At 72.5% G+C, this 11117-nt stretch carries 9 protein-coding genes; 1 reads left to right on the top strand and 8 read right to left on the bottom strand.

Translation table 11 applies throughout. The features are described 5' to 3' along the window. From DQW85_RS34385 to DQW85_RS34350, 8 genes are all read right to left on the bottom strand, one after another. Positions 1-961 (bottom strand): penicillin acylase family protein (locus tag DQW85_RS34385; RefSeq protein ID WP_240197617.1); only part of this gene is annotated, 961 nt, incomplete at its 3' end. Between the two features lie 430 nt (positions 962-1391). Continuing rightward, a complete protein-coding gene (locus DQW85_RS34380) occupies positions 1392-2450 on the bottom strand; it encodes a cysteine--tRNA ligase (protein WP_113703929.1) in 1059 nt (352 codons plus the stop codon). 23 nt (positions 2451-2473) lie between these two features. Further along, positions 2474-4318 carry a sigma factor-like helix-turn-helix DNA-binding protein gene (locus tag DQW85_RS34375; RefSeq protein WP_113703928.1) on the bottom strand — a complete coding sequence of 615 codons (1845 nt, stop codon included), beginning with the start codon at positions 4316-4318 and terminating at the stop codon, positions 2474-2476. 49 nt (positions 4319-4367) lie between these two features. Next, complete coding sequence (locus DQW85_RS34370) at positions 4368-6188, bottom strand: UvrD-helicase domain-containing protein (protein WP_113703927.1); 1821 nt, start codon at positions 6186-6188, stop codon at positions 4368-4370. A gap of 3 nt (positions 6189-6191) precedes the next feature. After that, entirely contained in the window at positions 6192-8285 is a 2094-nt protein-coding gene (locus DQW85_RS34365) for a hypothetical protein (RefSeq protein ID WP_113703926.1), read from the bottom strand. 140 nt (positions 8286-8425) lie between these two features. Next, a complete protein-coding gene (locus DQW85_RS34360) occupies positions 8426-9229 on the bottom strand; it encodes a class I SAM-dependent methyltransferase (RefSeq protein ID WP_240197616.1) in 804 nt (267 codons plus the stop codon). 74 nt (positions 9230-9303) lie between these two features. Then, positions 9304-10359, bottom strand: coding sequence for an ABC transporter substrate-binding protein (locus DQW85_RS34355; protein WP_240197615.1), 1056 nt, complete (start codon positions 10357-10359; stop codon positions 9304-9306). A 17-nt stretch (positions 10360-10376) separates the two neighbouring features. Next, positions 10377-10607, bottom strand: coding sequence for a putative acetyltransferase (locus tag DQW85_RS34350; RefSeq protein ID WP_113703924.1), 231 nt, complete (start codon positions 10605-10607; stop codon positions 10377-10379). A 105-nt stretch (positions 10608-10712) separates the two neighbouring features. On the opposite strand from DQW85_RS34350, the gene fdxA reads away from it, so the two are divergent. After that, positions 10713-11039 (top strand): ferredoxin, encoded by a 327-nt coding sequence (gene fdxA, locus DQW85_RS34345; RefSeq protein WP_113703930.1) that lies wholly within the window; start codon positions 10713-10715, stop codon positions 11037-11039. Positions 11040-11117 lie beyond the last annotated feature (78 nt).

Genomic DNA, 11117 nt, shown 5'->3' with positions numbered 1-11117 from the left:
CGGCCGCCCGGGCCAGCGCCGCGGCGCCCGCCCGCCCCGCCTCCCCGGCCTCCCCGGCGTCTCCGGGCTCCCCGGCCTTCCCGGGTTCAGGGGTCTCCTGGATCTGCCCGCCGCCCTGCACGTCCTGCTGTCCGGCGCGTTCCCGGCGTTGCTGGAGGCGCTGGGGCGCGTTGTCCCGCCTCGGGCGCGCCCCCTCGCGGCGCGGGGTCGCCCGCTGGTCGAACCGTTCCTGGACGATCGCGCCCTGCGTGACGATCGGCGCGTGCTCGTCGAACGGGTAGCCGGGGTAGAGCTGCTCGACCCGCTCGCGGGGGAGCCTGGTGAGGATGAGCGCGCGGTCGATCTCGTCCTCGAGGTTGGAACGCAGGTCCCAGGCCATGGCCTTGAGCCAGGCGACGGAGTCGAGCGCGGTCCACGGCTCGGGCTTGTAGCCGCCGTTGCGCACCTTGAGCACGGAGTATTCGAGGCTGCGGTCGGAGGCGTTGGGGTTGGCCCTGAGCCAGGCGTTCACGCCCTTGGCGTAGGAGTCGAGGTAGCGGCGGGTGCGCTCGGACAGCTCGGGCAGCTCCTGCTCGGCCACCTTGCGCCAGCCCATGGTCCTGATGGCCTTGTCGCTGTCGAGCGTCGCCTTGCCGAACAGCTCCGACAGCCGCCCGGACGTCACGTGCCGCCGGAAGTCCATCTCCCAGAACCGGTCCTGCGCGTGCACGAACCCCTGCGCCATGAACAGGTCCTCGGCCGTGTCGGCGTAGATTTGCGGAATCCCCGACTTATCCCGATATATCTCCACGTTCCCGGCTAAGCCCGGCAGCCGAAGCGCCCCCTCCACCTGCGGGAACGACTTCCGCACGGTGTAGACGACGACGCCCCCGAGCACCAGCGCGAGCGCGAGGAGCACGGTCAGCACCCGCGCCGCCCAGCGCAGCGGCGACGGCATCCACGCGTAGGGCCTCAACCTCACCGATCCTCCGATCTCCCGCGCCGGACCACAAGTCTGACAGCCCGCGATCACTGCTCCGGCACTCCACACGCCCTTTCCACAACCGGTCACGCAGGGTGCTTGGAGGGATTGGAAGGCGGGTGAGGAGGCCGGACCGGCGTCTCGGCCGACGACCTCAAGGGCGTCTCGGGCCGACGACCTCAGGGGGCGGCGCGGGCCGATCGGCACGGTCCGGTGGTGGGTGGTGGGTCCTGGGGGTGTGGCGAGATCCCCTGGGCAAGGGGGTGGCGTCGTGGTCCCGGTTGAACCACCCAGACGGTCGTGTGAGCGGCGTATCGGCGCCCGGCCATGTGCCGGTCAGCGGCCGTCCTCCTGGAGGCCCTCGGCCACGTGCGGCGGGTGGCGGCCCAGTTGGCCGTGCCGTAACAGAAGGGTGTGATCGGGGCAATGATCACGCGCGGCCGATGTCTGTGGACAGGTCGAGGGCGAGGATCCGGTCCAGGTGCAGGAACGACTCGAACCTGGAGCCCGGCGTCACCGACTCGTCGTGTTCGAGATCACGCAGAAGGGCGAGAGCCGTGGGCGTGTCGAGGTCGTCGTCCAGGGCGGCCTTCACCCGCTGGACGTGGCCGGACGCCATGGGGGCGCTGGGCGACTCCGCCCACCCTGCCACCCGGGCCCGCCATCGCCGCAGCCCGCGGTCGGCGTCCCGCAGGCGGTCCCAGGTGAGGTTCGCCTGGTCGCGGTAGTGGTGCTCCAGGTAGGCCAGCCGTACGGCGAGCGGGTCGAGGCCCGCCTCGACGACCTCGGAGAGCGGCACACCCGGCGCCGCGAGCGCCGGGCCGGTGTGCACCCAGTGCCGGACCACCTGGTGGCCCGCGGCGGCGTCGGACTGGGCGCGCTGGCGCCCGTGGTGGCGCGGGTCGTCGCCGCCGACGAGGATGTCGATGCGTTCCCCGAGGAAGCGCAGTGACAGGGCCGTCCGCTGGACGTGCCGGACGGGCAGGCCGCGGCCCCAGGGGGCGTCCCAGGACGGGTCGCCGTCGCGGGGCTCCCACAGGGGCCAGTCGGCCTGGGAGCGCTCGCGCGGGTCGGGAGCCGCGGCGGCGGCGAAGTAGACCGTGCCGTCCGGCGCCGCGTACGCGTGCCCCCGCTCGACGAGCCTGGCGATGAGCGCGATCACCGCGTCGGCCGTCTCGCCGGCCCGTGGCGCGTGCTCCGGCGGCAGGAGGTTCAGGGCGGCGGCGTCGCGTCCGAAGGCCTCCTCGTGATCCCGCAGGGAGGCGCTCTGGCCCGCCGCGGTGGCGAGGTCGGCGACGTCGCGGCAGGCCAGCACGCGTACGCGCCGGCTCTCCAGGACCCTGCGGATCAGGTCGGACAGCACGTGAGGACGCAGGTCGCCGATGTGGGCGGGCCGGTCGAGGCGGGGGCCGCACGTGTACATCCGCACCGCGCGGGCCGTTGTGACGCCCCCGGTCTCTCCGGCCCTCGTGTCGTGGATCCGCAGCATCCTCAGAGCCTAACCGCGCCCCGTCAGCCGCCAAGGAAGCCGAGGATGTCCCGGTCGCCGCGTTCGCGGAGCCGGGCGAGCACCTCCTCGCGCGCCGCCGTGTCCGGCAGCCCGATGCGGGCGCCGATCAGCCGCAGCCCCTCCGCCTCCGAGCTCACCGGGGCGGTGTAGCCGATCAGGTACAGCGCCCGGTTCAGCGGCGGCATCGCCACGGGCGCGGCCGGCAGGTAGCGCGTCAGCAGCTCACCACCGTCGGACACGGTCAGGAACACGTGGTCGCCCTCGTTCGCCGTGAAGTCGGCCAGTACGTTCCTGATGGACCCCATGGTGGGCTGGTTGTGCCAGCTGATCACCACGTCGCCCGAGGGCGTGGCGGCGGTCAGCTGCCCGCCCGGCGCCATGCCCAGGTAGGCGGCGAACCCCGTGGGCAGCGGCGAGCCCGAGCCGCGCAGGTGCTCGGCGTTGACGTCCACCCGGTGCCACCACCGCCCGTCGCGGCTGCGGAAGCTGCGCCGGGTCTCCGAGACGTCCTTGCGCGGCTGGTACGGCTCCGCCTCACCGGTGGGCGAGGTGCCCGCCACCCTGATCCACCCGCGCTGGGTGCGTTCGAACCCCGGCCCGCCCGAGTAGGCGCGGACCGAGCTCTCGCTCACGTCGTAGCGGGAGGTGAGGTTCGTGACGATGGTGCTGACCGAGGCCTCGCCGCCGGCGCGCTCGATCTCCCTGGCGATCATCTCCCTGATGCCGAGGTACTCGTCGCCGCCCCACCGGGTCAGCCCGTACTTGTTGCGGTCGACCCGGCGGAACCTCTCGTCGGCGGTGAGCTGGTTGCGGATGCCGACGAGGCTGTAGTCCTCGCCGATGCGCTCCTGGATCTCCTCGGGTGTCAGCGGGTGACCCGCCACCGTCAGCACGGCCTCGGCCTTCTCGTTGATGCTGCGCGGCCACGGCACCACGTGCTGGTCGAGCACCCGTAGCTGAGGCACCGACTTGATCCAGCGTTCGGCCACGTCCTCGCGCACGCCGAGCTGGCTGACCATGGCCACGGCCTCGGCGAGCGGCCGGGGGCCGTCGGCGAACAGCTGGCGCGTCTTCTCCCGCAGCTCGTCGGCGCCGCCCGCGATCAGCCAGCCGTCGGTCTGCTCGTAGCCGGTCAGCAGCGTGCGCACGAACCGCCAGGCGGGGATGCCCAGCGTGCGGAGCTCGGTGCGGTGCCAGGGGACGGCCGCCGCGAGGTCGTCGGACGGCACGGCCGAGCCGAGCCTGCCGCGCAGCCACGCCACGTGCGCCACGAGCGAGACCGCCTCGGGCCCGCCCAGCCAGGCGTCGACGTGGTCGCGCAGGTCCCGCTCGATCTGCCTGATCCGCTCCCGCGTCACCGAGAACCGCTGCGCCAGCTCGTCGAGCGTGGCCCGGCGGCCCGCGTAGAGGCGGTCACGGGCGATGGCCCGCTGCCGGTCGTCCAGCGCCGCGAACACGCCGTCGATCAGCTCGGGCAGCGGCCTGTCGGGGCGGGCCGGCCGCACCGGAACGTCGGCGGCGGGCTCCAGCAGCCGCTCGAACACCCCGCCGAACAGCTTCTGCACCACGTCCTTGCCCAGCGTCTCCGGCGTCCGCTCGGCCTCGGCGGGGTCGGAGAAGCGCAGCAGCGGCAGGATGTCACCGAGTAGCAGGTGACCCCAGCAGGCCACGGCGAGATCGGCGAGGTGGCCCGCCACTGTCTGCGTGCCGACGATGGCACACGCGCGGTCGAGCGGGATCGCCTGCCACCATGCCTCTGGCAGCTGGGGCTCTTCCACGACGGACGCGACCTGGCCAGGTGGGGTCCAGCGCATCGGTGGCGTCAGGTCGCTCAGGCTGAGGTTCATTGGAGTCCAACCGGCAATGGGATAGATATCCGCAGTTCAGACTATGTGATCAGAACGACAGAAAGGGGCTTCCTCTTCCTGAATGGGATATGTAAAGCAGTGAGCGTGCCCTCGTACAGGCCACGTACAGCATGCCGCGTTCGCGTTGCAGAGCACGCGCGCGGGCGGCGGGGTCGTCGGGCGTCGGCTCGGGCACGACGCCCTCCGCCACCCCGACGAGGGCGACCCGTTCGAACTCCAGCCCCTTCAGGCTGGGGAACGTCGCCACCCGCACCTCCAGCTCGCCCAGCGCCCGCCGGGCGGCCCGCATGAGCTCCGGCGTCCGGACGCCCACGGCGATCTCGCCGGCGGGCACGCCCTCCTCCAGCCAGGCGCGGACCGTGGCGGCCAGCCCCGCGAGCTCCGCTTCCGCGGAGTCGTACGCGCGGATCAGCGGCCGCTCGCCGTTGCGCGTCGCGCGCAGCCCGTAGAGCCGGGACAGGCCCTTCACCAACCCGTCCACCGGCCCGCCTCCGCGCAGCCGCATGCCGAAGGAGAGCACCTCCTGCGGCAGCCGGTAGGAGACGCGCAGCGTGTGCTGCGCGGCCGGGATGCCCAGCGCGCCGAGCGCCACCCGGGTCTCGGTGACGCGCTGGTGCGGGTCGCCGACGACGAACAGGTCGTCGTGCGCGTGCGGCACCGCCGCGCGCAGCAGCCGCCACTGCGCGGTGCTGATGTCCTGGGCCTCGTCCACGACGATGTGACGGTACGGCTTGCGTCCCGGATCCACGTCGTCGAGAAGGTCTCCCGTCGTCCTCGACAGCAGCCGCAGCGCCTCCTCGGTGAGCTGGGCCAGACTGCGTGCGCCTGGCCCCACCAGCGCGGGGCGGCGGCCCTCCTCGTGGGCCACGATCCGAAGGGCCAGCCGCTCGGCGTTGTCCACCTCGACCCGTTTGCGCACCGCCTCGTCGGGGATGAGCGCGTCCAGCCGGGCGGTCAGGTCCTCGCCGAGGCTCTGCGAGAACGTCACCAGCAGCACCGGACCCTTGCCGTGCACGGCCAGATGGGCGGCCCGGTGCAGGGCCAGGAGCGTCTTGCCGGTGCCCGCGCCGCCGATGACCAGCACGGGCTGTTCGTAGCGGGTGGCGCGGGCCAGCCGGTGCTGCGGCGGATGCAGGAACGTGCACCACTCGGGGGCGGTCACCACGCGCTCCAGCTCCAGCTTGTCGGCCACGAACACCGCCTGGTCCGGGCTGCGGCGCATCGCGGCGTGGAGGTCGTCGGTGTCGATCGGGCCCGGGGGCTCGTCGAAGGCCCGGCAGCCGTCCAGCTCGCGCCATGCCTCGTGCAGGGAGCCGCCTCGGGCCAGCGCCGCGAGCGGCGCGTGCTGGGTGGGCGGCAGCAGCGGTTCGAGCGCCTCCACGTCGGCCTCGGTGGTGATGAGCCGTACGAGCCGTAGCGCTCGCACGTCGATGCCGAGCGCCAGCAGGTCGCCGTCGCAGATCGGGTCGAACAGCCGCGTGCCGCCCGCGGACCGGCGCAGCGCGGGCTCGACGCGCTCCAGGGCCTCGGCGTCCCACTCCTCGACCACGCCGATCACCGGGTTGACTCCGTACCTGAGCCGGCGCGCGCACGACCAGGCCTCCGGGTCGGGCAGCACCGTGCGCAGCCAGTAGACGTCCCGCTGGCGCACCACGACGCCGCGATGGCCGTCGGCCAGGCGCAGCGTGGCGACCCGAGCGTCCCTGGCGCCCCGGACCCGCTCGGGATGTGGCCCTCCCGCCACGTGCAACAGGAAGCGGCGCAGCGCGACCATGGCGTCCCTGCGCACCGGCTGGGCCAGTGCGCTGAGCTCCCGGGGGATCTCGGGGCCGATCGCGAGCCGCGGCACGGCTCAGTCCAAGAGGTCGAGCAGGTCGCGGTCACCGCGCTCGCGGAGCCTGGTGATCAGGTCGGGCAGGACCACCGGGCCGGCCATGCCGATCCTGGTGGCGATCACCCGGGCGGCCTGCTCGCGCGTCCCTCCCGGCGCGGTGTAGCCGACGAGGCGGAGCGCCTTGGTGATCTTCTCGGCGCCCTGCGCGGCCACCGGCAGGTGCCTGGCCCGCAGCACGCCCTCGTCCGAAAGGGTGAGGAACAGGTGGCCGCCCTCCTTCGCTCCGACGTCCACGAGCAGCCGCTCCACGGACTCCAGCACGGGCCTGCCGTGCCAGGTCATGGTGAGCTCTCCCGCCGCGCTCCGGACCGCCCGGCTCTCGCCGGGGGAGAGCCCCAGGTACGCGGCGAACCCCGTGGGCAGCGGGCACTCGCCTCCCGCGAGCTGCTCGGCCGTGACGTCCACCCGCAGCCACCACCGCCCGTCGGGCTGGCGGAAGCAGCGCCGCGTCTGAGAGACGTCCTTGAGCGGCTGGTACGGCTTGCCGGCCCCGTCCTCCGACACCCCGTTCGTCTCCTCCTTCACGGGGACGGCCGGCGCGAACGCCTGGAACCGCGAGCCGGGTGTCGGCCCGTCGGCCTGCGGCAGCGCCGCGAACGGGCTTCCCAGCGAGGGGTGCGCCGCCGCCTGACCCGGCGGCGAGAAGGCCGACGGCGTGGCGGGGGGCGGTAGGTCGGCCGCTCCGCCCCCCTCGCTCTCCCGTGGGGTCATGGTGGCCAGCACGAACTGCCAGGCGGGCACCTCCAGCGCGCGGATCTCCTTGAGGTGCCAGTCGGCCGCCTTGATCAGCCGCTCCTTGGGCGCCGCCGGGCCGATCGTGTGGAGCAGCTCGTCGAGGTGCGCCCGGTACGGGGCCGCCTCGTCGCTGGCCAGCCACCGGTCCAGACGGGCGCGGAGCCGTACCTCGGTCTCGTCGATCTCGGCGGGCGGAACGGCGAAGAGCCTGGCCAGCTGGTCCACGGCGGACGGCTGGTCGGTGAAGACGCGGTTCTGCGCCACGGCCCAGGTCTTGTCGTCGAGCCCGGCGAACGCCGCCTCGATGAGCTCGGGCAGGTCCGGCGAACCGGCCTCGGCGGGCTCGTGATCCTCGGGGGTTCTGTAGTCGGGCGCCTCCTCGACGGGCGCCTCCTCGTCGGCGTCGTCGTCCGCGGCGGGGTCGCCCGCGGCCGGGTCGTCGGCGGGCGCGTTGTCGGCGGGGTCGTTGTCGGCGGCGGCCTCGCCGCTCGCAGGCCCGTCCGCGCCTTCAGCCCCCTCGGCTGCGAGGGCGGCCTCCTCCTGGGAGTTCGCCGCTGCGGGTGGCGCCTCCTCCTGGAGGCTGTCCACTCCGTCGGCCGCCTCAGCCTCCGCGGAGTCCTCACCCTCCAGGGAGTCCTCACCCTCTGGGGACGCCTCACCTTCCGGGATCGCCTCGCCCTCCTGGGGTGCTTCGTCCAGGGATGCCTCGGCGTCGGCGGAGTCGTCATCCTCCTCGGAGGCGTCAAGGGCTGCGGAGACCTCGTCCTCAGGCTCCACGGGCTCCGCAGACTTCGCGGACACAGCGGGCTCCGCAGACTGCACCGGCTGCTCGTCCTGGGCCCCGGCGGGCTCCTCAGCGGGCTCACTCGTCTCCGCCCCGTGCCTGGCCGCCTCGCCCGCCCTGCGGGAGGGAGTGGGCGAGACCCGTACCAGGACCGCGGAGAACAGCGTGCCGAGCACCGCCCGCGCCTGGATGAACGGCTGGTCGAGCAGCTCCCTGCTCGTCAGCGCGAGCAGCCCGGCCCACGACCCCGCCCGGTCGAGCGCGATGGCGATGTGCGGCTCGTCCACCTCGTCGGGGTCCAGGACGTACAGCGCGGGCAGGACGTCGCCCACGGCGGCGGCGGGCCACCGCTCCAGAGCGATCTCCGTGAGCAGCTCACCCAGGCCCTCCGGGCCGATGGCCGCCAGCACGCGGGTGAGGGGGAGGCTGCGCCACCAGGCGTCCGGCAGGTCGGGCTGCCCGGTGAGTAGAGTGATCGTGGACGCGTCGCTCCACCGCAGCGGTGGTACGAGGTCGCTCAGGCAGAAGTTCATCCCGTTCCGTTCACCAGCCCCTCACGCCGCCGTGTCGTCGTAAGGTCATCAACGTGCGTACAGCGGTGCAGCCAATGTCTCGCCGCCCCCGGAACAGACCATAGTCTGGCAAAACTCCCCTACGCATCATGGACTACGCATCAACGCCGGACGGCGGCGAAGCGTAGGCGCACGTAGTCGGCCATCCAGCCGGTCTCCCTGCGCAGCGCGGGCGCGGCCAGCTCGTTGACCCGCTGGAGAAGGGGGGCGACGGTCTCCGGCGGCAGGCCCTCCAGCACGGAGGATGCGAACATCCGCACCCAGTCGGCGGCGCCCCCCGGGCACTCGTCGAGTGGGGTGGGCCGGTCGAAGTATTCGAGCAGCCGCACCACGAAACCCTCGCGTTCGAGGCGGCGGGCGTACTCGGCGGGGGTGGGGAAGTACCACGGCAGGTCGGGCTCGCGCAGGCCGTACTCGCGCCAGGCCGTCAGCATGGCGGCGGTGAGCTCCGCGCAGTTGCCCGCCCCGCCCATCTCGGCCACGAACCGCCCGCCGGGCCGCAGCGCCTCGTGCACGCTGGCGATGACGGCCGCGGGGTCGCGGCTCATCCAGTGGAGGGCGGCGTTGGAGAAGACGGCGTCGTAGGCCATGGCCACGGTGAAGTCGTGGCCGTCGCCGACGATGAAGTCGATGCCCGGGTGCTGCGCCAGCGCCTTCTCGATCATGGCGGGGGAGCCGTCGATGCCGAGCACCTCGGCGCCCCGCGCGGCGAGCTGCGCGGTGAGCACGCCCGTGCCGCAGCCGAGGTCCAGCACGCGCTCGCCCGGCCGTGGGTCGAGCAGGTCCACGAGGGGGGCGCCCTGGGGGGAGACGTAGCCGAAGCTGCCGTCGAGGGCGCGACTGCTCCACCGTTCCAAGCTCGGTGTGTCGTATCGCAAGACGATCAGCTCACATTCGTCAGACATCGGGCCCCCGTGGCCGTGCTGTCCGTTCACTTTAGAGGCTGAGCGTCCCAATGACATACAAAGTCACATTGGTCTCATCCGCCGCTCTTCGACCATTCCCTCTTGAGGTAGGACTTACCCGCGTCCAACTGGGGGATCGTGAGCAGGACGGGCGGGCCGGGAGCCACGGGCAGCTTGGCGGCCTGCTCGGTGTCGAGGGTGCGGCGCATGAGCATGGCCTCGGCGCGGACCGGCCGGGCGAACCCCTTCTGCAGGAGGTTCTGGCCCTCGTCGGAGAAGATGAACTCCTGCCAGAGCCGGGCCGCCGCCGGATGCGGCGCGTCCTTGTTGATCGCCTGGATGTGATAGTCGCCGAGCGGCGCGTCCTTCGGGATGGTCACCTTCCACGCGCCGGGCTGCATGGCGCTGCGGGCCGCGTTGAGGTGGTCCCAGCCCACGATCGTGTTGGCCTTGGCCGGTTCGGTGAGCCGGCCCTGCTGCCTGAGCCTGCCGAACAGCTGCACCCCGCGCTGCGGATCCGGCGCGCCGTTCTGCAGCGAGGCCGCCATCACACCCTCGAAGGCCGCCGCCGAGCGCAGTGGGTCTCCGTCGAGCGCGACGGTGTAGCCGGGCTTGACCAGATCGGTGAAGGTGGCGGGGGCGGTGACGGCGCGCGGGTCGTACCCGATCGACATGTAGCCGCCGTAGGCGGCGTACCAGGCGCCTGACGGGTCCTTGACGTTGTCGGGCAGGTCCAGCCACCCCTGCACCTTGTACGGGGCGAACCTCGCGGCGTTGGCCACGGCCACGTCCAGCGTCAGGTCGAACACGTCCGGTTTGAGCTGTCCCGCGGCCTCGATCTGCCGCGTGCTGCTGGCGCCGGGCTCCAGCTGGTTCACCTTGATGTCGTACTTGTCGGCGAAGGTGTCGATGATCTCGCCGTAGTTGACCCAGTCGCGGGGCAGCGCGATCACGTTGAGCGCGCCCTCGCTCCTGGCGGCCTCGGCGAGCCGTTCCAGGTCGCCGAAGCCCTCCTTCATGGACATCGCCTTGACGTTGACGGGCGGGAGCGGCTTGGCCTCTGTAGTGGACGCGCCGCATCCGGCGCTGACGAGGATGGCTGCCGCAGCGGCACAAATACGTACGGTCACCCAGCGAATACTCGCCGCTACATCCGCCCAGGTCGAGGAGGCGCGGCCGGAACGACCTTGGCGGCGACCAGCGTCTCCGCGAAGATCTCCACGACCGTGCCGTCCTTTTTACGCACCCTCAACACGCCTGACTCCCACGACTCGAGGATCCCGACCGCGTCGCGGAACCCCCCGGGAACCCGTCTGCGCGTGGTTATCCGCGAGCCGACATCGGCCTCGGTGACGGCCACTGTGAGACGTGCGGCCACGAGTTGGCCACCTCCGTTTCGGGCTGCTGGCAAGCACGGCAATACTAGGGACTAGCAAACCGCGGTCAGAGACATGCCATGGTGGCGGAGAAGAAGGAGCTCGAGGTGACCTACGTCATCGCGCAGCCTTGCGTGGACGTCCTGGACAAGGCGTGCATCGAGGAGTGCCCCGTCGACTGCATCTACGAGGGCGAGCGCATGCTTTACATTCACCCCGACGAGTGTGTGGACTGCGGCGCGTGCGAGCCTGTGTGCCCCGTCGAGGCGATTTTCTACGAGGACGACCTTCCCGAGCAGTGGAAGGACTTCTACAAGGCGAACGTCGAATTCTTCGAGGACCTGGGCTCGCCCGGCGGCGCGTCCAAGGTGGGGAAGATCGAGAAGGACCACCCGGTCGTGGCGGTGCTGCCCCCGCAGGGTGAGGACCACTAGCCGCTCCGGCGGGGGTCGCCGAGGGGCCGGCCCCCAGCCGGTGCGCCGCACCGGCTGGGCCGCCGCCTTCGGGTGGCG

This window comes from Nonomuraea lactucae (genome assembly GCF_003313395.1).
GTDB lineage: Bacteria > Actinomycetota > Actinomycetes > Streptosporangiales > Streptosporangiaceae > Nonomuraea > Nonomuraea lactucae.
The sequence above is the reverse complement of the archived record's forward strand: the minus strand, read 5'-3'. Positions and strand labels throughout refer to the sequence as shown.

What these genes read in the sequence shown, in the direction of transcription:
- DQW85_RS34365 (WP_113703926.1), bottom strand. Translation starts at nt 8,285, where the DNA reads ATGAACTTCTGCCTGAGCGACCTCGTACCACCGCTGCGGTGGAGCGAC.
- DQW85_RS34360 (WP_240197616.1), bottom strand. Translation starts at nt 9,229, where the DNA reads ATGTCTGACGAATGTGAGCTGATCGTCTTGCGATACGACACACCGAGC.
- DQW85_RS34380 (WP_113703929.1), bottom strand. Translation starts at nt 2,450, where the DNA reads ATGCTGCGGATCCACGACACGAGGGCCGGAGAGACCGGGGGCGTCACA.
- DQW85_RS34375 (WP_113703928.1), bottom strand. Translation starts at nt 4,318, where the DNA reads ATGAACCTCAGCCTGAGCGACCTGACGCCACCGATGCGCTGGACCCCA.